General features: G+C 64.9%; 27 protein-coding genes and 1 tRNA gene. 14 read left to right on the forward strand and 14 right to left on the reverse strand.

Annotated elements, in window-relative coordinates:
• Positions 1 to 39 precede the first annotated feature (39 nt).
• Complete coding sequence (gene amaB / locus GOC52_RS09105) at positions 40 to 1,572, reverse strand: L-piperidine-6-carboxylate dehydrogenase (RefSeq protein ID WP_005413146.1); 1,533 nt, start codon at positions 1,570 to 1,572, stop codon at positions 40 to 42.
• 526 nt (positions 1,573 to 2,098) lie between these two features.
• Here amaB and GOC52_RS09110 point away from each other — a divergent pair.
• Entirely contained in the window at positions 2,099 to 3,451 is a 1,353-nt protein-coding gene (locus tag GOC52_RS09110; protein ID WP_236565185.1) for an undecaprenyl-phosphate glucose phosphotransferase, read from the forward strand.
• 110 nt (positions 3,452 to 3,561) lie between these two features.
• Complete coding sequence (locus tag GOC52_RS09115; RefSeq protein ID WP_029550852.1) at positions 3,562 to 3,996, forward strand: low molecular weight protein-tyrosine-phosphatase; 435 nt, start codon at positions 3,562 to 3,564, stop codon at positions 3,994 to 3,996.
• Between the two features lie 66 nt (positions 3,997 to 4,062).
• On the opposite strand, the gene GOC52_RS09120 is transcribed toward GOC52_RS09115, so the two are convergent.
• The 6 genes from GOC52_RS09120 to GOC52_RS09145 form a co-directional block, all read right to left on the reverse strand.
• A complete protein-coding gene (locus GOC52_RS09120; RefSeq protein WP_191851212.1) occupies positions 4,063 to 6,252 on the reverse strand; it encodes a YjbH domain-containing protein in 2,190 nt (729 codons plus the stop codon).
• The gene (locus GOC52_RS09125) at positions 6,252 to 7,004 is read right to left on the reverse strand and encodes a capsule biosynthesis GfcC family protein (RefSeq protein WP_019338476.1); all 753 of its coding nucleotides are present in this window, start codon (positions 7,002 to 7,004) and stop codon (positions 6,252 to 6,254) included. The genes GOC52_RS09120 and GOC52_RS09125 overlap by 1 nt, the downstream gene beginning before the upstream one ends.
• A 3-nt stretch (positions 7,005 to 7,007) precedes the next feature.
• Positions 7,008 to 7,631, reverse strand: coding sequence for a YjbF family lipoprotein (locus GOC52_RS09130; RefSeq protein WP_019338477.1), 624 nt, complete (start codon positions 7,629 to 7,631; stop codon positions 7,008 to 7,010).
• 61 nt (positions 7,632 to 7,692) lie between these two features.
• Complete coding sequence (locus tag GOC52_RS09135; protein ID WP_049436285.1) at positions 7,693 to 8,802, reverse strand: polysaccharide biosynthesis/export family protein; 1,110 nt, start codon at positions 8,800 to 8,802, stop codon at positions 7,693 to 7,695.
• Positions 8,803 to 8,882: 80 nt separating this feature from the next.
• On the reverse strand, positions 8,883 to 9,233 hold the full coding sequence (locus GOC52_RS09140) for a hypothetical protein (RefSeq protein WP_019338479.1): 351 nt from the start codon (positions 9,231 to 9,233) through the stop codon (positions 8,883 to 8,885).
• Positions 9,234 to 9,317: 84 nt separating this feature from the next.
• Complete coding sequence (locus GOC52_RS09145; protein WP_019338480.1) at positions 9,318 to 10,040, reverse strand: phosphatase PAP2 family protein; 723 nt, start codon at positions 10,038 to 10,040, stop codon at positions 9,318 to 9,320.
• A gap of 34 nt (positions 10,041 to 10,074) precedes the next feature.
• Between GOC52_RS09145 and GOC52_RS09150 the strand changes: the two genes are divergently transcribed.
• A tRNA-Arg gene (locus GOC52_RS09150) sits at positions 10,075 to 10,151 on the forward strand.
• Between the two features lie 623 nt (positions 10,152 to 10,774).
• Here GOC52_RS09150 and GOC52_RS09155 read toward each other — a convergent pair.
• On the reverse strand, positions 10,775 to 11,665 hold the full coding sequence (locus GOC52_RS09155) for a dihydrodipicolinate synthase family protein (protein WP_191851215.1): 891 nt from the start codon (positions 11,663 to 11,665) through the stop codon (positions 10,775 to 10,777).
• 147 nt (positions 11,666 to 11,812) lie between these two features.
• On the opposite strand from GOC52_RS09155, the gene GOC52_RS09160 reads away from it, so the two are divergent.
• Entirely contained in the window at positions 11,813 to 12,277 is a 465-nt protein-coding gene (locus GOC52_RS09160; RefSeq protein WP_053442903.1) for a GNAT family N-acetyltransferase, read from the forward strand.
• Between the two features lie 7 nt (positions 12,278 to 12,284).
• On the opposite strand, the gene GOC52_RS09165 is transcribed toward GOC52_RS09160, so the two are convergent.
• The gene (locus GOC52_RS09165; RefSeq protein ID WP_019338484.1) at positions 12,285 to 12,842 is read right to left on the reverse strand and encodes a GNAT family N-acetyltransferase; all 558 of its coding nucleotides are present in this window, start codon (positions 12,840 to 12,842) and stop codon (positions 12,285 to 12,287) included.
• Positions 12,843 to 12,988: 146 nt separating this feature from the next.
• Here GOC52_RS09165 and GOC52_RS09170 point away from each other — a divergent pair, with 146 nt between their 5' ends.
• Entirely contained in the window at positions 12,989 to 13,882 is an 894-nt protein-coding gene (locus tag GOC52_RS09170) for a helix-turn-helix domain-containing protein (protein WP_049436275.1), read from the forward strand.
• On the opposite strand, the gene GOC52_RS09175 is transcribed toward GOC52_RS09170, so the two are convergent.
• On the reverse strand, positions 13,830 to 14,660 hold the full coding sequence (locus GOC52_RS09175) for a universal stress protein (RefSeq protein WP_053442904.1): 831 nt from the start codon (positions 14,658 to 14,660) through the stop codon (positions 13,830 to 13,832). The genes GOC52_RS09170 and GOC52_RS09175 overlap by 53 nt on opposite strands.
• 171 nt (positions 14,661 to 14,831) lie before the next feature.
• On the opposite strand from GOC52_RS09175, the gene GOC52_RS09180 reads away from it, so the two are divergent.
• A complete protein-coding gene (locus GOC52_RS09180) occupies positions 14,832 to 15,398 on the forward strand; it encodes a TetR/AcrR family transcriptional regulator (RefSeq protein WP_010482618.1) in 567 nt (188 codons plus the stop codon).
• A gap of 31 nt (positions 15,399 to 15,429) precedes the next feature.
• Here GOC52_RS09180 and GOC52_RS09185 read toward each other — a convergent pair whose 3' ends face one another.
• Both GOC52_RS09185 and GOC52_RS09190 read right to left on the reverse strand, forming a co-directional pair.
• Entirely contained in the window at positions 15,430 to 15,789 is a 360-nt protein-coding gene (locus tag GOC52_RS09185) for a response regulator (protein ID WP_010482617.1), read from the reverse strand.
• On the reverse strand, positions 15,779 to 16,942 hold the full coding sequence (locus GOC52_RS09190; protein WP_414614402.1) for a two-component system sensor histidine kinase NtrB: 1,164 nt from the start codon (positions 16,940 to 16,942) through the stop codon (positions 15,779 to 15,781). The genes GOC52_RS09185 and GOC52_RS09190 overlap by 11 nt, the downstream gene beginning before the upstream one ends.
• 150 nt (positions 16,943 to 17,092) lie before the next feature.
• Here GOC52_RS09190 and GOC52_RS09195 point away from each other — a divergent pair, with 150 nt between their 5' ends.
• The 5 genes from GOC52_RS09195 to GOC52_RS09215 all read left to right on the forward strand — a co-directional run bounded on the left by GOC52_RS09195 (position 17,093) and on the right by GOC52_RS09215 (position 23,232).
• Positions 17,093 to 20,194 (forward strand): response regulator, encoded by a 3,102-nt coding sequence (locus GOC52_RS09195; RefSeq protein ID WP_043397180.1) that lies wholly within the window; start codon positions 17,093 to 17,095, stop codon positions 20,192 to 20,194.
• Positions 20,191 to 21,015 (forward strand): CheR family methyltransferase, encoded by an 825-nt coding sequence (locus GOC52_RS09200; protein WP_010482611.1) that lies wholly within the window; start codon positions 20,191 to 20,193, stop codon positions 21,013 to 21,015. Before GOC52_RS09195 ends, GOC52_RS09200 begins: the two co-directional genes overlap by 4 nt.
• Positions 21,015 to 21,590 (forward strand): chemotaxis protein CheB, encoded by a 576-nt coding sequence (locus tag GOC52_RS09205; RefSeq protein WP_043397183.1) that lies wholly within the window; start codon positions 21,015 to 21,017, stop codon positions 21,588 to 21,590. Before GOC52_RS09200 ends, GOC52_RS09205 begins: the two co-directional genes overlap by 1 nt.
• Positions 21,587 to 22,720: a hybrid sensor histidine kinase/response regulator gene (locus tag GOC52_RS09210; protein ID WP_010482609.1), complete on the forward strand. Its 1,134-nt coding sequence runs from the start codon at positions 21,587 to 21,589 to the stop codon at positions 22,718 to 22,720. Before GOC52_RS09205 ends, GOC52_RS09210 begins: the two co-directional genes overlap by 4 nt.
• An 83-nt stretch (positions 22,721 to 22,803) precedes the next feature.
• A complete protein-coding gene (locus tag GOC52_RS09215; protein ID WP_010482608.1) occupies positions 22,804 to 23,232 on the forward strand; it encodes a BLUF domain-containing protein in 429 nt (142 codons plus the stop codon).
• Positions 23,233 to 23,235: 3 nt separating this feature from the next.
• On the opposite strand, the gene GOC52_RS09220 is transcribed toward GOC52_RS09215, so the two are convergent.
• A complete protein-coding gene (locus tag GOC52_RS09220; protein WP_019338489.1) occupies positions 23,236 to 23,556 on the reverse strand; it encodes an ArsR/SmtB family transcription factor in 321 nt (106 codons plus the stop codon).
• Positions 23,557 to 23,642: 86 nt separating this feature from the next.
• On the opposite strand from GOC52_RS09220, the gene GOC52_RS09225 reads away from it, so the two are divergent.
• From GOC52_RS09225 to GOC52_RS09235, 3 genes are all read left to right on the forward strand, one after another.
• A complete protein-coding gene (locus GOC52_RS09225; RefSeq protein ID WP_049436271.1) occupies positions 23,643 to 24,080 on the forward strand; it encodes a YeeE/YedE family protein in 438 nt (145 codons plus the stop codon).
• Entirely contained in the window at positions 24,077 to 24,490 is a 414-nt protein-coding gene (locus GOC52_RS09230; protein ID WP_043397189.1) for a DUF6691 family protein, read from the forward strand. Before GOC52_RS09225 ends, GOC52_RS09230 begins: the two co-directional genes overlap by 4 nt.
• Before the next feature lie 67 nt (positions 24,491 to 24,557).
• Positions 24,558 to 25,610: a linear amide C-N hydrolase gene (locus tag GOC52_RS09235; protein ID WP_043397191.1), complete on the forward strand. Its 1,053-nt coding sequence runs from the start codon at positions 24,558 to 24,560 to the stop codon at positions 25,608 to 25,610.
• Here the strand turns inward: GOC52_RS09235 and GOC52_RS09240 are convergent.
• Positions 25,607 to 26,386: a DUF6491 family protein gene (locus tag GOC52_RS09240; RefSeq protein WP_043397193.1), complete on the reverse strand. Its 780-nt coding sequence runs from the start codon at positions 26,384 to 26,386 to the stop codon at positions 25,607 to 25,609. The two genes, GOC52_RS09235 and GOC52_RS09240, sit on opposite strands and share 4 nt — an antisense overlap.
• Positions 26,387 to 26,424 lie beyond the last annotated feature (38 nt).

The raw sequence follows: 26,424 nt of genomic DNA on the forward strand, positions 1-26,424 counted from the left end.
GCGCATCCTGCCGAGCATGGCCCGGCACTACAGAAAGCGTTACAGGTCGAACTTGATGCCCTGTGCCAGCGGCAGCGAATCCGAATAGTTGATGGTATTGGTCTGGCGGCGCATGTAGACCTTCCACGCATCCGAACCGGATTCGCGGCCACCGCCGGTGTCCTTCTCGCCACCGAAGGCGCCGCCGATCTCCGCACCGGACGTGCCGATGTTGATGTTGGCGATGCCGCAGTCGCTGCCGGCGGCCGACAGGAACTTCTCGGCGGTCTTCAGGTTCTGGGTGAAGATCGAGGACGACAGGCCCTGCGGCACGCCGTTCTGCATGTCGATGGCTTCGTCGAGGGTGTCGTACGGCATCACGTACAGGATCGGCGCGAAGGTCTCGTGCTGGACCACGGCGTCGCTGTTCTTCAGGCCGGAGACGATCGCCGGCAGCACGAAGTTGCCGGCGCGGTCGATGCGGGTGCCACCGGTCTCGATGGTGCCGCCGGCCGCCTTGGCCTGGGCGATGGCATCGAGGAACTGCTGCACGGCGCCGTCGCTGTTCAGCGGGCCCATCAGGTTGGCGGCATCGGTCGGGTCGCCGATCTTGCCTTCCACCTGCTTGTAGGCCTTGACCAGGGTGGCCAGCACGTCGGCGTAGATCGAGCGGTGCACGATCAGGCGGCGGGTCGTGGTGCAGCGCTGGCCGGCGGTACCGACGGCGCCGAACACGATGCCCGGCACGGCCAGCTTCAGGTCGGCGGTTTCGTCCAGGATGATGGCGTTGTTGCCGCCCAGCTCCAGCAGGCAGCGGCCCAGGCGGCGCGCGACCTTTTCGTTGACGGTGCGGCCGACCTGGGTCGAGCCGGTGAAGCTGATCAGCGGCACGCGACGGTCATCGACCATCTTCTCCGACAGCGCGGTGCCGGCATCGTTGATCAGGAAGAAGATGTCCGGGAAACCGGCTTCGCGCAGGGCGTCGTTGCAGATCTTCAGCGAGGCGATGGCGGTCAGCGGCGTTTTGTTGGACGGCTTCCAGATGCACACGTCGCCACAGATGGCCGCCAGGAACGAGTTCCAGCTCCAGACCGCCACCGGGAAGTTGAAGGCCGAGATGATGCCGACCAGGCCCAGCGGGTGGTACTGCTCGTACATGCGGTGGCCGGGGCGCTCGGAATGCATGGTGTAGCCGTACAGCATGCGGCTCTGGCCCACGGCGAAATCGGCGATGTCGATCATCTCCTGCACTTCGCCATCGCCTTCCGGCTTGCTCTTGCCCATTTCCAGGGCGACCAGCGAACCCAGCGCATCCTTGTGCTTGCGCAGCGCTTCGCCGCACAGGCGCACGGCCTCACCGCGGCGCGGGGCAGGCGTGGTGCGCCAGACCTTGAAGGCTTCCTGCGCACGGGCGACGACGGTCTCGTACTCGGCCTCGGTGGTCGCGCGGACCTGCGCGATCGGCTCGCCGGTGGTCGGGTTGACCGGGGTGATCAGCTCACCGCTGGTCGCGCTCGACCACTCCCCGTTGCCCAGGTACGTGCCAGCGTTGATCGCGTCCAGGCCAAGGGACTTGAGCAGCTCGGAAGACATGCAGACTCCTGTGTTTCGTTACGTTGTTTGGCGCCATCGCGGGCAGGTGGGGGACGCGATGAACAGAACCGCCGATGGTAGCAGAGGGTGGTGGTTGGGCTTTGGTGCGGTGCGGGGTGGGTGGAGCGCCAGTGAACCGACATGAAGTGCGCAATGACGTTCATTTATTGACGCTAAATGACGCATGTTGATGCAAATTGACACATTGGAAATTGTCAATATTTTCAATTGGATGGGGTGATTTCATGGCATTCCTCCGAGCCTGTGCCCAGTCGGAATTCCTATCTTTTGGCCCAGACTTCATCCACAATTCCTCCACATTTGATTGACACAACCTCGACGATTCCGTGCTGGCTGGGGAGTCCGCGCACGTGGACGCAGACAATTCCGCGTCCCGTCGAGCCGAAAATGGAGAAGTGCGTTGCTACAGGGATCAGTAGAAGACCTTTCCGCAGAGCGGGCCCGGGCTGGCCGCCGCCGCGTCGAAGCCCGGGCTGCCCTGGAGTTGGGGCTACGCCTGGGCGACATGTTGCTACTGCCAGGCATGGCAGTGCTTTCCCATATCGTGTTGTATGGAGCAGCTGCGCCGGACTCCTCCCAGCGAATCGTGTTTGGCGCGGTGATTCTCAGCGCCATCGTGTGTTTCTCCGTGGCGCCGCTGTATCGGAACTGGCGCATGCGGGGGCTGCTCGCTGACCTCTGGCTGCTGTTGCTGGCGTGGTCTGCCACCTTTGCGCTGTTTTCGCTCTACGTCGTGCTGGTCGGGCTTGCCGACGTGGTGCCCTCGACATGGCTGATTGGCTGGTACGCCTTTGGTCTGGCATCGATGGCGGCGCTGCGCGTATTGCTGAGAGTGCAGTTGCATGGCCTGCGCTCGCGCGGAATGGACCACGAGCGCATCTTGCTGGTTGGGCTAAGGGCTCCCGCTTTGAGGTTGCATCGCCTGCTGCGCGGGAAGCCAGAGCTTGGCAAGGACGTCATCGGCTACTTTGCCAGTGCGGGCGATATCGCCACCCGCCGTGGTGGGGACGCGCCGTGCAGGCTGGGGCGACTGGAAGACGTCCCGCAGTACATGGATCAGCACCGCGGCGAATTCGATCAGGTATGGGTGTCTCTGCCGATGGGGCATGCTGGCGCCATCAAGGACATGCTCAAGCAGATCGAGCGTTTTCCGGTGCCTGTGCGTCTGATTCCTGATACCACGGGCCTTGGGGCGCTGAACCCTGGTGTCCACCAGGTGGGTGATGTGCCGATGATCGGTGTACGCCAAGGCTTGGTTGATCATCGATTCCGCTTGTTCAAGCGCGTCGAGGACATCATGGTTGCAGGCGTGGCAGTAATCCTGCTGGCGCCTTTGTTTGCCGTGTTGGCCATTGGTGTGAAGCTGAGTTCTCCGGGGCCGGTGCTGTTCCGCCAGAAGCGCCATGGACTGGGCGGAAAGGAATTCTGGATGCTCAAGTTCCGCTCCATGCGCGTACATGCAGAGGGCTCCGGGCAGATCACCCAGGCGACGCGCGGTGATCCGCGAGTGACCCGGTTCGGTGCGTTCCTGCGTCGCAGCAGCCTGGATGAGCTGCCACAGTTCTTCAATGTGCTGGGCGGTAACATGTCTGTGGTTGGGCCGCGACCGCACGCGATTCAGCATAACAATCACTACGAGCGTGTGATCGAGCGCTACATGCATCGCCACTATGTGAAGCCGGGGATTACCGGCTGGGCGCAGGTCCACGGATTGCGTGGTGAGACACCGGAGTTGCGCTCGATGAAGAAGCGGGTCCAGTACGACATTGATTACATCCGGCGCTGGAGTCCGACGCTGGACGTACGGATCATTTTGATGACGGCCTTCAAAGTGCTGGGCCAGAAATCGGCATACTAGGCGAGGCTGCTGCCGGCATGTGGCGGCACGCTCGGATGGAAGTGCCTGGTCTGTAGGGGCGGCCAGGTGTTGCGTGCCATGTATTGAAGAATTGATGGAAACCGTTGTCCGTGTTCAAGAATATTCTGGTTGTGTGTGTCGGCAACATCTGCCGTAGTCCGTCGGCGGAAGTGATGCTGCGTGAGGCTGTGAGCGGCAGGGGCATCACGGTGTCCTCGGCCGGGCTGGGGGCCCTGGTCAATCATGGTGTGGATGCCACCGCGCAGGCGCTGTTGACCGAGCATGGCCTGGATGGCAGCAGTCATCGTGCGCGGCAGATCGACCGCGGCATCCTGGCAGCTTCGGATCTGGTGCTGGTGATGGAGCGCAAGCATGTCCATCGCATCATCGAAATCGCGCCGGAGGCGTCGGGCAAGACCTTCCTGCTGGGCAAGTGGCAGTCCGATCGCGAGATTCCCGATCCCTATCGCCAGCAACGTGCTGCATTCGAGCACGTCTACACGCTGATGGATGAGGGGGTGAAGAGCTGGGTGCGTTACCTCTGATTGCACAAGCTCTTTGAAGTTGCGCTGCAGACGAATGGCCGGGAGCCGTCAGGCTCCCGGCTTTTGTCATTCCCCGACGTTACGCAGATTGTCGTAGAAGAAGCGCTCGTCGCGATCACCGGTCATGCCGTACAGGCCGTACTTGCGGCCGAGCATGGCGCCACCATCGCGGATCAGTGGGTTCCAATTGAAGGCCGCACGGCCACGCGTGGAGCGTGGCAGGAATCCATCGAGCGGAATGCTGAAGTAGATACCCTTGTCGAAGCTGCCTTCACCGAAGTCGCGCGCCGAGACATTGGTCTTGGTCGCATACGCGCCCATTGTCACGCCGTTGTCGAATACGCGGGCCAGGTCCAGAGTGGCGCCCTTGTCGCCGGCCAGATACTGGCCGACCGATAGCGAGCCGATGATGCGTTCACGGGCGTCGAGGGCGTAATAGAACGTGGCGTGGCCGGTGGTGACGCGGTAGTCACGAAGGCCCCAGTGCTGGTCATAGTCGCGCTGTTGCACCCGGTTGAGATTTGCGCCAACCGCCCAGCGCTCGCCGCTTGGGCGATACAGCAGTTCGCCGCCTACGCCAGCATACATCCACTCCAGGTAGCCTGCGTAGGCGACGCCATACAAGTCCGGTGCCAGCCGCCCGGCGATGTTGGCCTGCAGGTTGGGCAGCATGATGTCGGAGGTGGTCAGGTACTGGCGGATGTCGGTACGTACACGCGGCAGGCGGCTTGGGGCGTTGTACTTGAACTTGTGGTAGTTGTTGGTGACATCGGCACTGATGGTGCCGGTCAGCCAGATGTTGTCGCGCAGGAACAGGCTGCCCGTATAGTTGGCTGCGACCTGGTACAGAATGAAGCCATCGGGGCCGCCAAGGTTCTGCCGGTAGCCGATGTTGAAGCCGCCGCCGAACGGGTTGCGCTTGGGTGTGTAAAGCGTTTCGCGCGCGCGCGCGTCAGGCGCCTGCAGTTCCGTGCTCCGCCGCAGTATGTCTTCGCTGACGGTGCCATCCAGGTATCCCGCGAACGCTTCGCGGTTGATCGACAGATCGGCAATCGGCATGCCCACGCGGGTGGTACGCAGGGTGAACCAGTTGTAGTTATCGCCGGTCGCGTTGGTAAGAATGCGCGTGGCGCGTCCCAGGCCCTTGGCGGCATGCAGGTAGCGGGTCTGGTAACCGTCGACATACAGTTCGTCGCCGCGGCGCGAAATGCGTTCGACACGGAAGCCGGCATTGCGCTGCAGCTCGGTGCTGATCGCTGCCCAATCGGTGCTGGTGCCAGGTGCGGCACCAGAAGCGTCGCTGTTGGCAGCTGATGCGCGCTGATCGACGGCGGCCGTCTCGGGCAGCAGTCGCTGCGGTGGCGGGTCGAACGGCTTCGGTGCAGCAGGCGCATTGCCCGGGTTGCCACGCAGGGTGAGCGAGAACATCGCCGCGTCGCCGCGCTCCCAGGCTGCAGTCAGCTCTACATTGCGGTTTGGCACATAGACCAGGCCCACGTTGACGGGCGTGCGCTGGCGCAGGTTGTTGTTGCGGGGTTCGCGGCGGTAGTCGTTGCCGTCGTATTCGACTTTGAGCAGCAGCTCATCCATCGGCGTCTGGTAGGTGATGCCGCCAAAAACGCCAACTGGCCCCTTGAACATGTTGCTCAGGCCGAACTTGCCGGACTGGGTGATGTCACTGTTGGCAATGGAGCGGCGGTTCTTGAAGCGATCATCGATAGCGCCGAGTGGATTGGAGAAGTCGCCGCGGTTGCCAATGTAGCCGGTGGCAAGTCCGATCGACGCATCGATCGGACCGAAATTCTTGTTGGCAACCAGGTATTCGCTGGAAAAGAATCCAGTGCCACCCAGATCGCGCACGCCAAAGGCCAGCTCCGGCAGCAGGCGTGATTCCTGCCACAGGCGCAGTTTGAAGTCGATCGACTTGTCCTTGTAATGCTGATCGCCTGCAACGCTGGGCCCGTACAGTAAGTTATTGACATTAATGTAGCGGAATGATGCCTCCAGCCATGGAAATGGCTGCATGGTCAGGTTATAGCGGGCGTACGGAGCGTTGTATGACGCCGTAAAGCTCAGGTCTCCGTCGCTTGCCATGCGCGCGGTAGGTGTCTGCAACAGGCCGATCCCGCCCCATTCGTTGGCAGTGGGTGGCGGCGCCTCCTGTGCATGCAGTGCGCAGGACAGCGACAAGGCGAGCGCGCTCAGTGCGAAACGGGCGGGGCGCACCGGGTGCGCGCGCAGGCAGGACTGGGTCATCACGGGTTGATGGGCTGGGTGGCGATGAACGTGGCGAAATCGCTGTTGAACAGCGGGTCGATATGCTTGATGAGGGACGCACGTACGGGCACGAAGACCGTACCTCCAGGCGCGACGGCCTGGGGATCTGCGCGGTTCCACAGGCCGATACCCAGCTGCTGGATTCGCCCGTCGGGTTGGATCACGTAAATATCGTTGCGGTCAGCAAGAGGACTGGGATGACAGTCACCCATATAGTCGCGCGCATCGCGCTGCGGGACGTGCGGCAGCTCGCATTCCTGCTCCACTGCGCCCATGACGGTGATCGTGCGTGGCTGCAGTGGGAACCGCAGCCTATCGCCTGTGGCTAGTATCGGGTTGTTCGCGGGCTGGACCTGGATCAGTCGTGCGGGTCCGGCGATGGGCGTCCGGCCGGTGGCCGGATGTGTCTCCAGCCAGGTCTGCAATGCCTGCGCTAGCGTCACTACCTGTGCGTCGGCAGACTCTGCCAGCTGCCCGACGCCATACTGCAGCCCCGCGCGCAGCCGCACTTGGGCCTGCAGGGCATGTGGGCGTTCGAGGCTTGTCCCCAGTAGGTAGGCGTCGGTGTTTGGGCGGGCTAGCAGTAGCCCGTCGGCCAGACGGGCGCCAGCGCTCAGCTCGTACTCCCCGGCTGCTTCGACGGCACCTTCAATATGTATCTGCGCGGCCTGGACGCCAGTGGCAGCAAACAGCGCGGCAAGGATTGCCGGGTTGGGAAATCTGAACGTCATGGCTCAATCCTTGGCCGTGCGATAGGGTTTGAGCTGGGTCAGTTCTGCGACGCGGCCGGGTGCCAGATGTTGTCGGCTTTTCCAGATGAAGCCCGTGACCGGATCTGCCCAGTAGACATTGCGGCCACTCATTCCGCCGCCCTGTAGCCGCTCGTCGAACCGCTGCAGGGTTCGACGCGAACCCAGTATGTCTACCTGCTCCAGTGCACCCCTGCTCAGTGTGCCGGTCACGGCGACGTCGACCTGGTAGGCGGGAACCCAGTCATAGCGGCGTTGCACCGTAACGGGCGCGGTCACTGTACGCAGGTCCTCGAACGGCGAAGGGCCATCGATACGCGCATGCCATTGCTGCCCCAGGCCGCTGCCACCCAGCAGCAGGCCGTGAGCGTCCATTTCGAACACCGCATGTGAGCCTGCGAACCACTGCTGGCGGCCTCCATCGATGTAGCCCAACACCGCCACTGCGGTGAGGTCAGGAGTTTCTACCTGCATCTGTGGGAAGCGGTTGTTGGCCACGCCTTCTGCGGTCGCCTGCGCCGGGCGATGGGTGATCAGCCGGAAGGTGTCCACTGTGGAACGGCTGCCGGTGGTGCACCCGGTGAGCAGCAGGGCGGCGACGATGACCATCAACACCGCGCCATGGGCCCGATGTGCTGGGCAGTGGCAAGCCGCATCCATGCGAGCCATGTCAGTTGTCCTTGATTTCGGTTCCGGTACGCGCCGCGTTGTACAGGATATTGGTGAAGGGCAGCAGCTGATTTACGAATCGGTTCCAACGGCTGACGCCGGCTGCGCCGACAAATACCACGTCGCCCGGCTGCAGATGGAACTGGCTGCCGGCAGCAAATGCGGTCGGCGAGCGCGCCTCCAGCTGATAGACCATCGACGGCTCCTGCTGCAGGTCCGTGCTGCCGCGGATGACATACACGGCGTTGCCGTTTGCGGTCTGTTGAAGCAGGCCGCGAGCACGGCCCAGTGCCTGGTTCAGCGAGACATCGCCCGTACGGAAGCTGTAGGCGCCAGGCTGATTGACTTCGCCCACCACGAAGATCTCTTTGCGATCCAGATAAGGGACGAAGATGGAGTCGCCATCCTTGAGGAGCAATTGGCGGCCGCCAAACTCGCGGGCCAGGGTTTCCAGATTGATCGTGTAAGTGGTGCCTTCCCGGCTGAGCTGGATGCCGGACAAGTCGGCCTGCTGGTTGTCCAGTCCGGACTGGCTGATCGCATCCGCCAGCGTCAGCGGCGAGGTGCCCAGAGCAATCGGTGAGGATCGCTGGGCAGCGCCTGTCACCCAGACCCGCTGGCTGCCATAGGTGAGGACGGATACGTCCACTTGGGGCGATTCCACGTACTTGGCCAGGCGGGTGCTGATCTCCTCGCGGAGCTGCATCGGCGTCTTGCCTGAAGCTGTGACCTTGCCGATGTATGGGTAGAACATCGTGCCGTCACTCTGCACAAGGCGCCCTGCCAGAGCACCTTGCTGCTGGGGACCGGCCGGCACGGTCAGTTCCGGGTGATCCCATACGGTGACATAGAGAATGTCGCCGGCGCCGACCGTGTACGGTGCCGGCTGGTAATCGAACAATGCAGCCGGCAGTGAATTCTGCGTACGCGCGGCGTTTTCCTGCGCGATCAGCTTCGGCGTGATGGTGACGATTTCCAGCTGACCATCGCCGCTCTTGCGGTCAACGGCGACGTCGCTGCGGCGCAGGTGCTGTCCCGGCGCAAGCGCACAGCTGGACAGTGCCAGTGCGGTCAACGCAGCGGCAAGAAGGCGAGGGGTGATGTTATTCATGGGAATGAGAGTCTGGCAGGCATAAAAAACCCCCGCCGGGCCGCGCCCGGCGAGGGCCTGAGTGGTACGCGGTGCGCTGATCAGCCGCCGGTGCCGCCGGTGCCGCCCGTACCACCGGTGCCGCCCGTACCGCCGGTGCCACCCGTACCAGGGCCGCCCGGACCCGGGCCGCCCGGATCAGTGCCGCTGCCGCCGTCATTGCTGCCGCTCGTGCTGTCGCCGCCGATGCTGTAGGCAACGGCAGCGGCGGCCACGCCGATTACGGTGGTGCCCACGACTGCAGCGGTCGAGACGCCAGCAGCTTCTGCGCCGGCAACTTCAGCCGCAGTAGCCTCCGTGCCGGCCGTAGCCTGCGCTTCCTGCGCGAAACTCATCATCGGGGAGGCGGACAGGGCCGCCAGTGCCACAACTGCGATCGTCTTCTTGAACATGGGAGGCCTGCTCCGTCAGGGGAAATTCCTTTCACATATTCTGCGGATGAACCCTTGCTGTCAAGATTTGTGAAAACTTCGTGCCTAATGATGGCTTCTGTCTGGCGACGAATTGCCGCGTAGATTCTGGCGCTCGAATGCCTGCGTGCGGCCGGACAGTGTCTTCGCAGCGGCCTTCACGAGGTCATGAGTGTGTAAATCTGCGAGCAGTATCGGCGTGGTCATGGCGGCGGCAATGGTCAGCAACGCGGCGCGGCCATGCACCGCCAGGATGTTGCCCAGCGTCTGTCCGTGACGCAGCACCCAAGCCGACGCAGCCAGGCCGAGGCTGAGTCCTATGATGATCTCGGAGGGGGAATGGGCCCGCAAAGGCAGTCGAGAGTATCCGATCGCGACTGCAAGCCCCGCGCCAGCGACGGCCCAGGCCCGCAAGTGTCGGCTGCGACCGCTGGCCAGCAGCCATAAGGTCACGGGATAGAGCACGCTGGACATGGCGGCATGCCCGGAGATGCCGGTGAAATCCAGATGCTCCAACCCGAAACCCCAGCCCATGAAGGCGATCTTGCTGGCCAGAGTGGTCGCGGCGACTACAATGATTGCCGTTGCCCAGCGCCATAGTAGGCGGCGGTGAGAGGTTGGCAGGAACAAGGCGAGTACAGTGGCAAGCGGAAACAAGGCGCGGCTGTCGCCGAGCGCAGACAGGCTCTCCCAGAAGGTCATCATGCGGCGACGGTATAAGTGCAGGGGGTGGATGTGCGCAGAATACTGGTGCTGGACGTCCTGCAGAACGCCCAGCGCTTGGTCCATTCAGCTGGACGCGGTATCCTGTGCCGCTGCCAGTGGCCCCGTAGCTCAGCTGGATAGAGCGTCCCCCTCCTAAGGGGAAGGTCGCCCGTTCGAATCGGGCCGGGGTCACCATAAGTCAATGGCTTGCGGCATTTGGCCAGCTTGCAGATTGTCTTGAAGCGCCAGTTGCTCCCACAGGTGCGGAATGCAGGCGCTGCGCGGAAGTTCGCTGCGCTGATGGTGTGGACCTCCGCTCATTTCAGGCGGCCCGCAGCTTGCACTACTGTGGTCATTCATCCCGGCTTCTGTCGCGGAGGGCGAGGAATGCGGCAATTGCGCTTGCAGCGACGCCAAGCAAAAAGCCGAGGACCATTCCGTCGAACCAACTCAAGCTCGCCACGTTGCCCCCATGCAAAGACTGATGCGCGAACAGCGTTCTGCTGCTTGTGTTGTACTGCGAAGGGGCAAAGGTATGGTCCCGGGCTTTCGCGGGCCTTACAGAGAACAATTCGCATCTTGGTGTCGCGAATCCCAGGTGATCTGCAGCAACAGATCTTCGCGGTTGTTCCGGGGCGCGTTCACCGTGCGGCTGACGCGGTAGGCCTCCATCACGTCCCCAGAACGGCACCGTGGTCAGATAGCCGCCATGTGTTAAACCGCCCAGATCATGGCCGCCTACCAGGATAAGGTCGCCCGTTCGAATCGGGCCGGGGTCACCATTCGGCACTGCTGCATTGCAGTCGCTGGCTGGAGTTCTATAGCAACCCCAGCCCGCCCAGCACCGTCGCCACCTCCTCGCGCTCGCCACCACGCAGCCCCTGCAGCGGCAACGGCATGCAGTTCTCGCCGCACAGCCCCAGCAGGGTCGCCGCGCAGGCCATGACGCGAATCCCGCCAAACCGGTCATACAACGACCACAGCGGCGCCAGTCGTGCCGAGAGGGCAATGGCACCCTCGGCATCGCTGTTTCCCACGGCCCGCACGATCTGCAGCGCAACCTCAGGGAACAACCCTGCTGTCACCGAATACCAGCCATCGCACCCCGCCAGCAGTCCAAGCACCGCCGAGGCGTCACCACTGACGCCCAGCGTCACATGCGCAGGAACGCACGGACGGAGTGGAGCAACGCGCGCGGCCACCTCAACCGGATCATCAGCAAGGCGCGGGATCTTGATCGAGGCGATGTTGGGCAGTGCGGCGATCCGGCCATGCAGCGCATCGGTGAAGCGGAAATGCGTGGTGCCCGGATTGTCGTAGACGCAGATCGGTGTGCGCACCGCTGCGCATACGGTTTCGAACAGCGCTTGCACCTCATGATCCTTCAGGGGCTGGTAGGACACGGGGGCCAGCAGCAGGCCAGCAGCACCCGCATCCTCCGCATCCAGCGCCAGTGCCAGCACATCGCGGGTACGCAGTGCACCGATGCCGGCGATCACCGGTACGCCCCCGGCATGCGCGAGTGCTTCGCGCAGCACCCGCTTGCGCTCGGGCTTTTCAAGATAGGCGTAGCTGCCCGTAGAGCCCAGGACGCCCATTGAATCAACACCGGAATCAGCCAGGCGCTCGATCAGGTGCGCAAATGCCCGAAAGTCGATGCCGGCTTCAGAGAGCGGGGTCAGGGGAAACGCGCTGAGGCCATTGAACATGGGATCTCCCAGAACTGGGATGGGTTGGGTGCCACCGCGCCTGGGGCGTGACGACTGGACGTCTGGAATTGTTTATTGTCCTATGACAAAACTCAAGTGCGGCCATGCAGCGTGTCTATCCGGTGCAAATGGCGCACCATGAATGTCATGGAACCGAACCTTCGCCCCGTCCAGCCTTCGAACTACGCCACCGTCGCCAGCTGGCCCGAATCCGCCGGGGCCACCCAGCGCTGGGCAGGCCCGGGTGTGCCGTTTCCACTACCGCCGGAGCGGTTCGCGCAGGTGCTTGAGCTCGAGGTGCGCCCGGGCTGGGCGCTGCTGGACGAGCAGGGTGTTTGTGTTGGATTCGGTCAGTACTGGATGACCGCAACCGACACGTCGCACCTGGGTCGCATCATTGTTTCCCCACTGGCACGCGGGCGCGGCCTTGGCCGGCTGCTCGTTCAGTCCTTGAGTGCACAGGCGATGCGCGAAAGCGGTATCCAACGCCTCACTCTGCGTGTCTATCGTGACAACACGGCCGCCGTGGCCCTGTACCGCGATCTCGGTTTCCAGCAGGTTGAAGCGTCCTCAACGCCGGAACTTCTGTTCATGCAGCGCACGTCGGGCTGAATCCTGTTCAAGCAGGTGTGGCGGCTTGCAGGGCACACCATTGCTCCCGGGTGATGCGGCTGATGTGCTCGGTACGGTAGTCGCCAAGGAAGCTGTTGAACGTGTTCACTTCGGTATGGTGATGCTGGAAACCGCATTTGCTCTGCGCGGTGAGCGATTGCAGGTTATCAGCGAAGTAACCGCACCACAGCGCTTCCAGCTCCAGCTGCAGGAATGCATGCCGCATCACTTCGCGCACCGCTTCGGGGACCAGCCCGCGGCCCCAGTACGGTACGCCGATCCAGTAGGCGATCTCGCCTTCGCGGTCGCTGATCTCGAAGTTGCTGTCAGCGCCGATCAGGATGCCGACACAGCCGATGGCGCGGCCGTCTTCGCGGTTCTGCAGAGCGTAGACCTCCGGTTGGTTGAAGACGGTGCGGATGATTTCGGTACTTTCCTCGACACTGGTGTGCACCGGCCAACCGGCGATCGGACCCACGCGCGGGTCGCGGGCGTACTCGTACAGATCGGCGGCGTCGGTGTCTCGCCAGGGGCGAAGGATCAAGCGTTCGGTGTGCAGCTGCATGTCGATTCCAAGGAGGCAAAGTGAGCGCACAGGCTAGGTCGCCAGGCGCGGCCGGACCAGAGCGGGACCTTGATTGTTTCGGTACTTTTCACAACTGATGGTCGAGCCCGGGTATGCTGGGGCTTGGAGTACAGCCGGATCGGCCCATGGACCGCGTACCGCAGCTTCTGGACCAGGACGAATCCATGCGACTGGAGGTCAGCACGCTGGCCGAAGGGCAGGGCGTCCCGTTGTCGTTCGGTCACGCCTATCTGGCGGTGCTGGTATGCGTATCGGGGCGGGCGCGCTTTGCACTGAATTTCCGCGAAGTAGCGGTGCAGCGTCATGATGTGCTGGTGCTGGCAGAGGACACGCTGGCGCTGCTGCGGCATCGCTCGCGCGGCTTCCTGGCGATGGTCTGCCTGATGCCCAAGGCGCTGGCATCGGAGGTGGCCTATGTGTTGCCCAATGCGCTGTTCCAGTTCCTGCACGAACAGCCGCACTGCCGGCCATCACCGTTGGATGTGCCGTTGCTGCAGGGATGGTTGCAGCTGATGATGGACGCGCAGCACAACGGTGGACGGCATCGCCACGTGATGCTGCGCAATCTGCTGCAGAGTTTCTTCCTGAAGATGGCCACGTTGCTGCCGAAGCAGAAGCGGGCGCCCGCGCAGGTCAGCCGACGCGAGCGCCTGGCCTGGAGCTTCTGGGAGCTGGTCGGGCAGCGCAGCACGCGCCAACGTGACGTGCAGTCCTACGCCGAGGCGCTGTGCATCACCCCGTTCTATCTTTCGCAGCTGACCCGCGAGTGCTTCGACGAGACGCCGAAGGCATTGATCGACCGTCAGGTGGTGCTGGAGATCAAGGCACTGCTCACCTACAGCGAATTGCCGATCGGTCGCATCGCCGAGCGCCTGTGTTTCGAGGATGCGTCCTACCTGTGTCGCTACTTCCGGCGGCATACCGGTCAATCGCTGACTGGCTACCGCCGGGCGGGGCAGGGTGGCACTAATGTGATACGAACAGCGGCGCCGGTACTTCGGCGAGCAGATCCTCGGTGACTCCGCCGAGCACGCGCTCGACCACGCGGCTGCGGCTGTAAGGGCCCAGCACCAGCAGGTCTGCGTCGGCATCGAGTACGTGCTGGCGGATGGTTGCGGCAACGCCGCCCTGGCTCGAACTGATCGTCTGGATCTCCACTTCAACGCCATGCCGCGATAGATGCTGGGCCATCTCTGCGCCGGGTGTGGCCTCGGCCTTGGGCGTGTCGACCATCAGCAGGTGCACCGAGTGTGCACGCGCGAGCAGGGGCAGCGCATCGGCCACCGCGCGACGTGCCTGCTTGCTGGCATTCCAGGCCACCACAATGCGATGGCCGACCTGATCGCCTTGCCAGTGCGGCGGCACCAGCAGCATCGGCACGCCGGTCTGGCGCAGGGTGCCCAGCGGGTGCCAGCCAGAAGGGGCGCCGGGAGTACGCGGATAGCCGGCGATGATCAGGTCGCAGTACAGCGACTGCAGGGCCAGGTCGGCGCCGCCCAGATAGTCCGAGACGATGCGCAGTTCGGTGCTGATCTGCAGCGGCTCGGACACGGCTCGCAGGTTCTGCATCAGCTGTGCGGTGCAGGCGGCATCCGCGCGCGCCTCATGGTCGAGCGCGGCGGCGATGGCGGCGCCGCGCGCGAAGCCGTTGGCGATGTCGGTGGGATGCTGGGCGGTGGAGACTGCGACCAGATGCGCCTGCTGCGCCTGCGCCAGATCGGCGGCGATGTTGAGAACGCGGTTCCCGGTGTCGCTGGCGTCGAACAGCACAGCGATATCGCGTAGTGGATGCAGCATGGCGTTCTCTCCTTCGATGCCTGTGACGCGTTCCCTGTCGTGCACCCACCCGGGTGCACCGGACGCATACCCGTTTTAGCGCAATGGTGATTCGGATGAATCACCCACGATTCAGTTTATTAATTGATGATTCATGCTAGCGTGAGGGCGAACCCATACCTCGGCGTTTTCATGCGACCTGCCGCAGCACGCACCCGCCGCGACCTGCACCACGCCCTGGCAGCCACCCTGGTCAGCCATCCCCGCTGCACGCTCAGCGAACTGGCGCAGGGGGCAGGCATCAGCCGGGCCACGCTATATCGATTTGCACCGACACGTGAAGCGATAGACGAAGCACTGTTCGCCGCAGGCTTCGAGCGTCTGGAAGCGGCGGCGGTCTGGTTCGACGAGGGCGGTGATGCACGCCACGTGCTGGAGCGGGTCACCGCCACGCTGCTGGCGGACTGGGAACTGGTGACGCTGCTGTTCGCGCGGATGATGGAAGAGCAGCAGCGCCAGGGCGACCTGCATCTGCTGCCGGAGCGCTGGGCGCCCATCGGCGAGCGCTTCGAGGCGTTTTTCCTGCGTGGTCAGGCGGCCGGAGAGTTCAACGTCGGTTTCACCGCAGTGTGGCTCGCGGACTTCTACTGGACCTGTTTCTACGGCATCACCTGGTCACTCGCACGTGGTCGGCTGGCGCCGGCCGCGGCGGCCTCCACGCTGCTGGCGTCGTTCCAGCGGGGGGCGATGAAGGGATGACCGCAGGGGCTTGCTGCCGGGGCGCCGTGGCTTACGCTTGCTTCAGCAGCTGCACCAGCTGGCGCAGCCGATACGGCTTGGGCAGGAACTCCACCTGTTCCGGCAGCGGCGGCAGCTGCGAACGGGCATAGCCGGACGACAGGATCATCCGCGCCTGCGGTTGTTCGCGCGCCACATGCTCGCTCAGCTCGATGCCGGACATGCCGTTGGGCATGCTGACGTCGCTGAACACTACGTCGAAACGTGCCTCCCCCTTCAGCAGGGCGGCGGCCTCATGCGCGTCAGCGGTCGTGGCCACATCGATGCCAAGGTCGCGCAGGGCCAGGCCGATCATTTCACGCAGATCGGTCTGGTCTTCCACCATCAATACGCGGATCGGGTCATCGGTCATCGGCAGGGTCCTCCATTGCGGGGAGCAGCAGGCTGACCGTGGTGCCGACACCGGGCGTGGTGGACACGTCGACGAAGCCGCCGCTCTGGGTAGTGAATCCGAACACCTGGCTCAGGCCCAGGCCGCTGCCCTTGCCGATGTCCTTGGTGGTGAAGAAGGGCTCGGTGGCCCGTTCGGCGATGTCGGCCGCCATTCCGTGGCCATCATCGCAGACGCTGAGCGTGACATAGCCCCGTTGCAGCGTGGAGTCCGCATCCGGGTCGAGCCGATGCTCCAATGCGGTGCCGATCAGGATGCGGCCGCCTTCGAGGGTGGCATCGGCGGCATTGGCCACCAGGTTGGCCAGCGCAGCCTGCAACTGCATCGCATCGGTGTTCACCAGGGGCAGGCCGGGTGTGAGCCGTAGCTCCAGCAGCACCGCAGGCGGACAGGCGCGCTGCAGGTCCGGCAGCCCTTGCAGTACCAGGGCATTGATGTCCAGTGGCTCGCGGATCAGCGTCTGGCCGGTGCTGAACGCCAGCAACTGGCGGGTCAACAGCGCGCCGCGGTCGGTGGCTGCCTGTGCAGCATCCAGCAGCTCGGCGGCACGCGCATCGTCACCGCTTACACGCAGTGAGAGCAGGTCCAGCGCGTTGCCGATGGTGGTCAGCAGGTTGTTGAATTCGTGTGAAAGGCCGCGGCTGAGGCGGCCGACGGTTTCGAACTGCTGGGTGTTGCGCAGCGCACGCTGGGCGTCGCGCAGCAGTCGTTGTGCCTGCCACTGCTCGGTGATGTCGCGGGTGATCTTGACGAAGCCGAGCAGCTCGCCTGCCTCGACGACCGGCTCGATGACCACGCTGGCACGGAACGAGGAGCCATCGCGACGTACCCGCCACCCTTCACTGGCAACGTGGCCATGTTGAGCTGCATGGCGGAGCAGGCGCTGCGGTTCACCTGCCTCACGATCGGCAGCCAGATAGAAACGGCCAAAGTGCGTGCCTATCACTTCATCGGCTGAATAGCCCTTGATGCGCTCCGCGCCCGGGTTCCAGCTGCAGACCATGCCATCAGGATCAAGCAGGTACAGCGCATGGTCGCGCACGCTGTCGATCAGCAGTCGCAGTTGGCGGGAAGTGTCCGTCAGCACGGACGTCGTAGAGGCGGCAGCGTCCACGTGGAAATGAGCATTACCCCTGGGAGGGACGTGAAGCTAGGCAGTGCAGTGTGAAGAGTGTGTAGAGGCATGGCACGTGCCATTCGTACTGTGCGGCTGAATACGACACGGGGTACCATCTCCCACCTTTATTTGCTGGAACCGACCTGCATGCGTCCTGGTGCGACCACGCGTGACCGCTGGATCTGGATGACCTCCGCCGTGCTGCTGGGGGCGACCATCGCCCTGGAGCTGGTGGTTCCACTGGGCTATGCCGTCTGGCTCGCCTATTTCCTGGCGGTGGGCGTCACGGTGTTCCAGCGTAGTGCACGCGCGCCGTTCATCGTGGCTGTGCTCGCCTGCGTCCTGCTGGTCATCGGGTTCAACATCGCCCCGGCCAGCTCGAATTCGGCGTTCTCGCTGGTCAACCGAAGCATCGGCGGCTGTGCGTTCCTGATGATCGCGCTGATCGTTTCCCGCGCGATCCAGGCACGCCGGGATGCAATGCGGGCGTTGTGGCTGCAGGAGGCCGAAAACGCGGTGGCGATGAGCCTACGCGGCGACCTCGGTCCCGAGCAGATCGCCGAGGCCGCGGCAACCAGCCTGGGGGCCCAGCTGCAGGCGGATGTCGCCGCCGTCTACCGCCTGGAAGGGGGGCGACTGCAGCTGACCGGTGGCCTGGCATTGCCGTCCGGCATGCCGGCGTCGCTGGCATTGCAGGAGGGCGTGGCCGGGCAGGTGGCGCGGGACGAACGCATCCGCCACCTGCACGGGGGTGACGATTCGGTGCTTGAGCTGCAGACCAGCCTGGGGCGCTTGCCGGTGCGCGAGCGCATCCTGGCGCCGATCAGCAGCGATGGTGCGGTCGTGGGCATCGTTGAACTGGGACGCACCCGCGCCGGCGAACAGGATCGACTCGATGTCGAGCTGCTGGAGCGCTGTGCAGAGACCATCGGCATGGCGCTGCGCGCATCACTGCTGCGTGCACAGTTGGTGGTGCTGCTGGAGGAATCCCAGCGCCAGGGCGAGGAGCTGCAGGCCCAGCAGGAAGAGCTGCGCGTGGCCAATGAGGAACTGGAAGAGCAGAGCCGCAGCCTGCTGCAGTCGCAGAGCCATCTGGAAGAACAGCAGGCCGAGCTGGAACAGAGCAACGTCCAGCTGGAAGAGCGCACCCACGAGCTGGAGGCGCAGAAGCAGGCGCTGCTGGTCGCGCAGAGCCAGCTGGTGCGCAACAGCAACGAACTGGCCGCCACCTCGCGCTACAAGTCCGAGTTCCTGGCCAACATGTCGCATGAACTGCGTACGCCGCTGAACAGCTCGCTGATCCTGGCCAAGCTGCTGGCCGACAACAAGGACGGCACGCTCACCGAAGAACAGGTGAAGTATGCGCGCGCGATCCTTTCGTCCAACAACGACCTGCTGGCGTTGATCAACGACATCCTGGACCTGTCGCGCATCGAGGCCGGCCACGTCGAGCTGGCCGATGAAGTGGTGGTGACGGACAGCGTGCTGCAGCGCCTGCGCGAGACCTTCGAGCCGATGGCGCGGCAGAAGGGCCTGGCCCTTCAGATCGAGGCCGATGCGCTGGCCCCCAGCCAGCTGGTGGTCGACAGCCAGCGTCTGCAGCAGATCCTGAAGAACCTGCTGGCCAATGCGGTGAAGTTCACCGAGCATGGAAAGGTCAGCCTGCACGTGCGTGCGGGCGGCCAGGGCCGCATCCGGTTCGAGGTCTGCGACAGCGGTATCGGCATTGCCCGAGAGCAGCTGCAGGTCATCTTCGAGGCATTCCGCCAGGCCGATGGCAGCACCCGCCGCCGCTACGGTGGCACCGGCCTGGGGCTGTCGATCTCGCGCGATCTGGCCGAGCGCATGGGCGGCAGCATCCAGGTCGACAGTGAACCGGGCCGCGGCAGCTGCTTCATCCTGGAACTGCCGTTGCAGGGTGCGCCCGCATCGAACGCCACTGACAACTCCGTGGCGCCCGTGGCGGCGCCGGCCATGGCCGCTGTGCCGGCGATGCCGGTACCTGCAACGGCTGCGGTGGCGCCGACCACGACGGTGCCCAGCGTGGCCGATGACCGCGGTCGTCGCCAACGCGCTGGCCGCTTGATCCTGGCCGTTGAGGACGATGCCACGTTCGCCGAAGCGCTGGTGGCCCTGGCCCATGAACTGGACTTTGACTGCGTGGTGGCCGGAACCGCCGAAGAGGCGCTGACCCTGGCCAGCGAACTGCGCCCGAACGGCATCCTGCTCGATATCGGCTTGCCGGACGTGTCCGGCCTGAGCGTGCTGGAGCGGCTGAAGCGTAACCCCGATACCCGGCATATCCCGGTGCACGTGGTCTCGGCGATGGACCGCAGCCAGGTGGCGCGCGAGCTGGGCGCGATTGGTTTCGCGATCAAGCCGACCACGCGCGAGCGTCTGGTGTCGGCCATCGAGCAGCTGGAGCAGACCAGCCAGCGCGACGTGCGGCGTCTGCTGATCGTCGAGGACGACAGTGAGCTGCGCCACAACCTGGAACTGCTGCTGGGCCGTGATCAGCTGCAGATTGTCGCGGTGGGCACTCTGGCCGGTGCGCTGGAGCAGCTCAGCACGGTCACGTTCGACTGCATGGTGATGGACCTGTCGCTGCCCGACGGCAGCGGCTACGACCTGCTCGAGCACATGGCCGGCAACGATGACGTCGGCTTCCCGCCGGTGATCGTCTATACCGGTCGCGCGCTCGGCCGCGAGGAAGAGCAGCGCCTGCGCCGCTATTCAAAGAGCATCATCATCAAGGGCGCCCGTTCGCCCGAGCGCCTGCTGGATGAAGTGACCCTGTTCCTGCACAGCGTGGAGGCCAGCCTGCCGACCGACCAGCAGCGCCTGCTGCGCGAGGCACGCCGCCGTGACACCGTGCTCGATGGACGCACCGTGCTGCTGGCCGAGGATGACGTGCGCAACATCTTCGCGCTGTCCAGCGTGCTCGAGCCGCTGGGCGTGACGCTGGAGATCGCGCGCAACGGCCAGGAAGCGGTGGATCGCCTGGCCGAGCGCGACGTCGACCTGGTGCTGATGGACATCATGATGCCGGAGAAGGATGGCCTGGCCGCGATGCGCGAGATCCGCGCGCAGCGTCACCTGCAGGACCTGCCGATCATCGCGTTGACTGCCAAGGCGATGCCCGATGATCGTGAGCGCTGCCTGCAGGCCGGTGCCAACGACTACATCGCCAAGCCCATCGACGTCGACAAGCTGGTCTCGCTGTGCCGGGTCTGGTGCTCGCGGCAATGAACGAACAGGCCCTGTTCGACCTGGAACTGAAGGTCCTGCTGGAGGCGCTGTACCAGCGTTACCACTACGATTTCCGCAGCTATGCGGTGTCATCGCTGCGCCGGCGCATGCGCCAGGCGATGCAGCGCTACGAGTGCGAACGGCTGGTCGACCTGCAGTACCGGCTGCTGCACGAGCCGGAACTGTTCGCCCAGGCCATGCAGTTCTTCACCGTGCAGGTCTCGGAGATGTTCCGTGACCCCGCGTACTTCCGTGAGCTGCGTGAGCAGGTGGTGCCGGTACTGCGTACCTATCCCTCGGTGAAGTTGTGGGTGGCCGGTTGCAGCACCGGTGAGGAAGTGTGGTCGCTGGCGATCCTGCTGCACGAAGAGGGCCTGCTTGATCGCAGCATCGTCTATGCCACCGACATCAATCCGGCGGCGCTGGCCACCGCCGAGGCGGGCGCCTATGGCATCGACCGGATGGCCCAGTTCAGCCGCAACTACCTGGCCGCCGGCGGCACGGCGTCGCTGTCCGACTACTACGCCACCGCCTACGATGGTGCGGTGTTCGACCGCCAGCTGCGTCGCAACGTGGTGTTCGCCGACCACAGCCTGGCTACCGATACCGTGTTCTCCGAAGTGCACCTGGTGTCGTGCCGCAACGTGCTGATCTATTTCAACCGCGATCTGCAGGACCGCGCCGTCGGCCTGTTCCGCGAAGCGCTGGTGCACCGTGGCTTCCTTGGCCTGGGCAGCAAGGAGTCGCTGCAGTTCGGGTGCCACCATGACGCCTTCGATGTCTGTTCGCGCGAGCATCGCCTGTACCGGAAGGTGGCCTGATGGCGTCGCCGGCGCGTCCAGCCGTGCTGGTGATCGGCGCGTCCGCCGGTGGCGTGGCCGCCCTGCAGGCGGTACTTGGTGCACTGCCGGGTACGCTGCCGGTACCGGTACTGGCCGTGCTGCACCTGCCGCGTGACCGTACCAGCCGCATCGCCGAGGTGCTGGCGCCGTACTGCGCGTTGCCGGTGCGCGAAGCCGAAGACAAGCAGCCGTTGCAGCCGGGCACGGTGACGTTCGCGCCGCCGGATTACCACCTGCTGGTGGAGGACGAGGGATCGGTGGCGTTGTCGGTGGATGCGCCGGTGCTGTTTTCCCGTCCGGCCATCGATCCACTGTTCGACTCCGCTGCTGCAGTGTTCGGCGGGCAGGTATTGGCCCTGCTGCTGACCGGTGCCAGCAGCGATGGCAGTGAAGGCGTGGCTGCGGTGCGCGCCGCCGGTGGCCGTGCCTGGCTGCAATGTCCCGAGGAGGCCGAGGCATCGATGATGCCGGCCTCCGCCCTGCAGTACGCCGGCGCCGATGCCGTGCTGCCCCTTGAACTGATGTGTCGCCGCCTGAAGGAGTTGTTTGCATGAACCTGTTGCCACCGGACCCTGCGCAGCCGCAGACCCCGGTCAACCTGCTGATCGTCGATGACGTGCCGCAGAACCTGGTAGCCATGCAGGCCCTGCTGCAGCGCGAAGGGGTCAACCTGCTGCTGGCCGGCTCGGGTGCGCAGGCGCTGGAGCTGCTGCTCGAGCACGAGGTGGCATTGGCCCTGCTTGACGTGCACATGCCGGAGATCGATGGCTTCACCCTGGCCGAACTGATGCGCGGTTCGCATCGCAGCCGCGACGTGCCGATCATCTTCCTGACCGCCTCCCCGGATGATCCCCTGCGCGTGTTCAAGGGCTACGAGAGCGGCGCGGTCGATTTCCTGCACAAGCCGGTGGCGCCGCAGGTAATCCTGAGCAAGGTCAATGTCTTCATCGAGCTGTACCAGCAGCGGCAGCTGCTGAAGGCGCGCAACGAGGCGCTGGAGCGTGCGCTCAAGCTCAACGAGACGATGGCAGCGGTGCTGACCCACGACCTGCGTACGCCGCTGTCGGCCATCCTGCTGTGTGCCGACAAGCTGGCGCTGGATCTTCCCGAAGACAACACTGGCGCGCAGCAGACGCTGCAGTACCTGGAGGCCAGCACCCTGCGCATGGCACGCATGGTCGAGCAGTTGCTGGACTTCTCGCGGATCCGCAGCGGCGGCCTGCGCCTGCAGGCCAGTGCCTGCGACCTGGCCGACGTGACCCGCGCGGTGGTGGCTGAGGCGGGCAGTGCGCATGGGGCAGGCCGGATCCATCTGGACATGCACGGTGATACGCGGCTGCAGGGCGATCTGGACCGTCTCGGCCAGGTTGCCGCCAATCTGGTCGGTAATGCGCTGACTCACGGCAGCGAGGCGAGGGTGGAGGTGGACGGGCGCGACCCCCGCAGCGTGCTGTTGCGTGTAAGCAACGCCGGCCGGATCGACGACGCGCTGCTGCCGCGGTTGTTCGAGCCGTTCAAGGCCAGCTTCCACCAGAGCAAGGGCCTGGGGCTGGGTCTGTACATCGTCGATCAGTTCGTGCGCGCGCATGGGGGGCGTATCGCCGCGCGCAACGAGGCCGGGCAGGTGGTCTTCGAAGCCCTGCTGCCGAGGCGCGTCGAGGGGCTGCCTGCAGCAGCAACCTGAATTCTTCAGGAAACGCCCGCGGGTGTTGAGACGGACTCGTCCGCAACTGCTACCGTGGGTGTACATCCTGTCAAGGAAGCACCATGCCACTGCGTGCCATCGCCTATGTCAGCCAGGCGCTGCCGGATCTTTCCGCTGAACGGTTGCGGGCGCTGGTCGACGATGCAGCCCGCTTCAACAAGATGGCGGGCGTGACCGGTGTGCTGCTGCATGACGGCGGGCGATTCCTGCAGTACATCGAGGGGCCGCCGGACGGTATCGATTCGGTCTATGAGCGCATCCTGCAGGCCGGCAGCCATGTCGACATCATCGAGCTGGCGCGTGGCCGCCTCGGCCAGCGTCAGTTTCCGTACTGGTCGATGCGCGCGTTGCCGGTGGAAGAGGCGCTGCTGCGCCAGCTGTCATCCAGCGACTGGTCGGGTTTTACCCGTGCCCTCCAGGGTGATCGTTCCGCGCCGACGCCGGTGGATCTGCTCGACAACGTCGTGCAGCCAGTCCTGCACGCCGGCTGAGCGTCAACGCGAGGTGCCGCCGCAGTAGGCGGCATGCAGCGCCTGCAGCACGCCCAGTGCGGGCCCTTCAATCACGCGGTAGTGGATCGCCTGCGCTTCGCGCCGGGTCGCGACGATGTCCAGTTCGCGCAGCACCGCCAGATGCTGTGACAGCGCTGATGCGCTGAGTCCGGTCAGTGCCTGCAGTTCCGGCACCGGCGCCTCACCTTCGACCAGGCGGCATAGCACGCGCAGCCGCGCAGGATGGGCCAGGCTCTTGAGCAGGGCTGCAGCCTGCGAGGCGTGCTCGGCCATGGCGGCGCTGTCGAGCGGGGGGCGGGCCATGGTTGACCTGTGGATTTAGAAAAAGCTAATTTAGAAAAAGCTAAATCAAAAGGCAAGCGAATGTACGGAATGGGCGGAGGCAGGTCATGACCCTGCCGTGGGCCGCGGTGGCGGGGGGCGCGGTGATCGGTGCGGCGGCGGTGGTGCTGCTGGCAACCACGGGCCGGGTGGCCGGCATCAGTGGCATCGCTGCTGGCAGTGTGCGTGCCGCGCCAGGTGAGCGAGGTTGGCGCTGGGCGTTCCTGCTTGGCCTGCTGGCTGCTGCAGGGTTGGTGCTGTGGTGGCAGGCCGCGCCAGGGCAAGCGCCCCGCGCCCTGCTGCGTGATGCCTTGCCGGCGTGGCAGCTGGTCGGTGCCGGCCTGCTGGTCGGCTTCGGTACGCGGTTGGGCAATGGCTGCACCAGTGGTCACGGGGTCTGCGGCCTGGCCCGCGGCTCAAAGCGGTCGCTGCTGGCGGTGCTGGTGTTCATGGCCTGCGCGATGCTGACCACGTTCCTGATCCGTCACGGCGGAGGCTTGGCATGAGCCGCGCGATGGTGGCCGCCGGTGCGGCAGGCGCGCTTTTCGGCGCAGGCCTGGCGTTGGCCGGCATGACCGATCCGCGCCGCATCCTCGGTTTCCTCGACATCGCCGGCGATTTCGATCCCACCTTGGCCTGGGTGCTGGCCTCTGCACTGCTGGTCAGCGCGGTTGGCCAGCGCTGGGTGCTGCGGCGCGCGCGTCCGTCCTGCGCAACGCGCTTCCAATTGCCCGCTGCGCGCGGTGTCGATCTGCGCCTGGTGCTGGGCGCGGCGTTGTTCGGCATCGGCTGGGGCTGGGCAGGCTATTGCCCGGGCCCTGCCATCGCCGGGCTGGCGGTGGGATCGCGCGAGGCGCTGTGGTTCGTGCCGGCGATGCTTGCAGGTTTCTGGCTGCACGATCGCGCGGTCCGCTGAGGCTTCACCGCTGTGTCACCCTGCATGGGGTCATATCCATGGATCAAGGGGAAAGGAGCGCAACGACATGGCACGGATGAAGTGGAAGGAAAAGGCACTGCTTGCGGTCGCACTGGCCGCCGCCGCAGCACCAGCGCTGGCCTGCACGCGTGCGGTGTACCTGGGCGACAACGGCGATGTGATCACCGCGCGCTCGATGGACTGGAAGGTCGATGTGGCGACCAATCTCTACGTGCTGCCGCGCGGTATCGCACGCAGCGGCCAGGCTGGCCCGAAGTCGCTGGCGTGGACCGCGCGCTACGGTTCGGTGGTGGCCACCGGCTACGACGTATCGACCACCGATGGCATGAACGAAAAGGGCCTGGTGGCCAACCTGCTGTGGCTGGTCGAGTCGGAGTATCCGCAGCAGCGAGGCAACAAGCCGGGCCTGGCCATCTCGCTGTGGGCGCAGTATGTGCTGGACAACTTCGCCACCGTGGAAGAGGCGGTCACCGCGTTGAAACGCGAGCCGTACGCGATCGTCACCGACAGGGTGCCCGGCGAAGATCGACAGGCGACGCTGCACCTGTCGCTGTCAGATGCCAGCGGCGACAGCGCCATCGTTGAGTACATCGGCGGTCGCCAGGTGATCCACCATGACCGGCGCTATCAGGTGATGACCAACTCGCCGATCTTCGAGCAGCAGCTGGCCCTCAACAGTTACTGGCAGCAGATCGGCGGCACGGTGATGCTGCCGGGTACCAACCGCTCCGCTGACCGCTTCGCGCGCGCCTCGTTCTACATCAACGCCATTCCCAAGGCCGAGGATCCGGTGGTGGCGCTGGCCAGTGTGTTCAGCGTGATCCGCAACACCTCGGTGCCGTACGGCATCACCACGCCGGGCGAGCCGAACATCTCATCCACACGCTGGCGCACCGTGGCTGACCACAAGCGGCGGCTGTACTTCTTCGAATCGGCGCTGACCCCGAACACCTTCTGGGTCGATCTGAACAAGGTCGATTTCGGCGGCAAGGTACTCAAGCTCGATCTCGGCCCGGACCAGCGCAATACCTTCGCTGGCGATGCACTGGGCCACTTCGTGCCCAGCGCACCGTTCACCTTCCTCGGCGTCGACGGTTAGTTCGACGCCTGGCTGGAGGCCGGGTAGACCGCCTGGATCGTGCAGCTGCCGCGGGTGTACTGCGGCAGCGGGGCGATGCTCTCACTGCGCAGATCGTCTGTCTCGAACTCTGCAGCCATGATCCGATCGCCAGGATTGCCGCAGATCAAGCCATTCTGCAGGCCCGAGTGGAAGCTCAGCTGCGGCGCGCGGTCGAGCTGGCGGCAGTGGCTGCCGAGTTCGACCCGGTAGTAGCGATGGCCACCATTTCGGTGCGGATTGGTCTCCACCAGCATGCCCTGCGGGTCGGAGGACCAGGCGCGCACGTTGCGCGTGGCAAAGCAGTAGGACGGTGAGCCGCCGAAGCTGCGGCGTACCTCCTTGCGTTCGCGGATGGTCACGGCGGGCAGGGTGGCCGTGCGCAGGCGGTCGCTGTCGCGGGCGACACTGGCGTAGTCACGATCCTGCAGCGGGGTGACCGCGCTGATGGCGCATCGGCGGCCGTCGACCACGACGCGTTCGCTGGGGCGGCCGCAGGCCCAGCCGGCGGGGGCTTCCAGTTTCAACGAGGTGGCACCGCGGACGCCGGGGCAATCTTCGTTGAAGTCGATCCGATAGGCCTGGCCGGAGGCGGCGCGCAGTGCGATCGAGCGCGGTGAAGCCTGCTCCACTTCCTGTACGCCGACAGCGTCCATGCAGTGCGGAGCCGGTGGCGTACGCTCCTGTGCGGAGGCCGAAGCTGCGAGCATCAGGCCGAGGCTGGTGGCGAGCACCGGGGACACCTGCTGATGGGTCATGTCCTGCACTCCCTGCGTTGGATGACGGATCGACTATA

The organism is Stenotrophomonas sp. SXG-1 (assembly GCF_014083965.1).
GTDB lineage: Bacteria > Pseudomonadota > Gammaproteobacteria > Xanthomonadales > Xanthomonadaceae > Stenotrophomonas > Stenotrophomonas geniculata.

Coding starts and splice junctions, on each gene's coding strand:
- GOC52_RS09210 (WP_010482609.1), top strand. CDS start 21,587: ATGAACCTGTTGCCACCGGACCCTGCGCAGCCGCAGACCCCGGTCAAC.
- GOC52_RS09220 (WP_019338489.1), bottom strand. CDS start 23,556: ATGGCCCGCCCCCCGCTCGACAGCGCCGCCATGGCCGAGCACGCCTCG.
- GOC52_RS09225 (WP_049436271.1), top strand. CDS start 23,643: ATGACCCTGCCGTGGGCCGCGGTGGCGGGGGGCGCGGTGATCGGTGCG.
- GOC52_RS09180 (WP_010482618.1), top strand. CDS start 14,832: ATGCGACCTGCCGCAGCACGCACCCGCCGCGACCTGCACCACGCCCTG.
- GOC52_RS09205 (WP_043397183.1), top strand. CDS start 21,015: ATGGCGTCGCCGGCGCGTCCAGCCGTGCTGGTGATCGGCGCGTCCGCC.
- GOC52_RS09175 (WP_053442904.1), bottom strand. CDS start 14,660: ATGCTGCATCCACTACGCGATATCGCTGTGCTGTTCGACGCCAGCGAC.
- GOC52_RS09235 (WP_043397191.1), top strand. CDS start 24,558: ATGGCACGGATGAAGTGGAAGGAAAAGGCACTGCTTGCGGTCGCACTG.
- GOC52_RS09130 (WP_019338477.1), bottom strand. CDS start 7,631: ATGGTCATCGTCGCCGCCCTGCTGCTCACCGGGTGCACCACCGGCAGC.
- GOC52_RS09200 (WP_010482611.1), top strand. CDS start 20,191: ATGAACGAACAGGCCCTGTTCGACCTGGAACTGAAGGTCCTGCTGGAG.
- GOC52_RS09140 (WP_019338479.1), bottom strand. CDS start 9,233: ATGTTCAAGAAGACGATCGCAGTTGTGGCACTGGCGGCCCTGTCCGCC.
- GOC52_RS09230 (WP_043397189.1), top strand. CDS start 24,077: ATGAGCCGCGCGATGGTGGCCGCCGGTGCGGCAGGCGCGCTTTTCGGC.
- GOC52_RS09125 (WP_019338476.1), bottom strand. CDS start 7,004: ATGACGTTCAGATTTCCCAACCCGGCAATCCTTGCCGCGCTGTTTGCT.
- GOC52_RS09120 (WP_191851212.1), bottom strand. CDS start 6,252: ATGACCCAGTCCTGCCTGCGCGCGCACCCGGTGCGCCCCGCCCGTTTC.
- GOC52_RS09135 (WP_049436285.1), bottom strand. CDS start 8,802: ATGAATAACATCACCCCTCGCCTTCTTGCCGCTGCGTTGACCGCACTG.
- GOC52_RS09160 (WP_053442903.1), top strand. CDS start 11,813: ATGGAACCGAACCTTCGCCCCGTCCAGCCTTCGAACTACGCCACCGTC.
- GOC52_RS09240 (WP_043397193.1), bottom strand. CDS start 26,386: ATGACCCATCAGCAGGTGTCCCCGGTGCTCGCCACCAGCCTCGGCCTG.
- GOC52_RS09145 (WP_019338480.1), bottom strand. CDS start 10,040: ATGGACCAAGCGCTGGGCGTTCTGCAGGACGTCCAGCACCAGTATTCT.
- GOC52_RS09215 (WP_010482608.1), top strand. CDS start 22,804: ATGCCACTGCGTGCCATCGCCTATGTCAGCCAGGCGCTGCCGGATCTT.
- GOC52_RS09155 (WP_191851215.1), bottom strand. CDS start 11,665: ATGTTCAATGGCCTCAGCGCGTTTCCCCTGACCCCGCTCTCTGAAGCC.
- GOC52_RS09185 (WP_010482617.1), bottom strand. CDS start 15,789: ATGACCGATGACCCGATCCGCGTATTGATGGTGGAAGACCAGACCGAT.
- amaB (WP_005413146.1), bottom strand. CDS start 1,572: ATGTCTTCCGAGCTGCTCAAGTCCCTTGGCCTGGACGCGATCAACGCT.
- GOC52_RS09170 (WP_049436275.1), top strand. CDS start 12,989: ATGGACCGCGTACCGCAGCTTCTGGACCAGGACGAATCCATGCGACTG.
- GOC52_RS09165 (WP_019338484.1), bottom strand. CDS start 12,842: ATGCAGCTGCACACCGAACGCTTGATCCTTCGCCCCTGGCGAGACACC.
- GOC52_RS09195 (WP_043397180.1), top strand. CDS start 17,093: ATGCGTCCTGGTGCGACCACGCGTGACCGCTGGATCTGGATGACCTCC.
- GOC52_RS09110 (WP_236565185.1), top strand. CDS start 2,099: ATGTTGCTACTGCCAGGCATGGCAGTGCTTTCCCATATCGTGTTGTAT.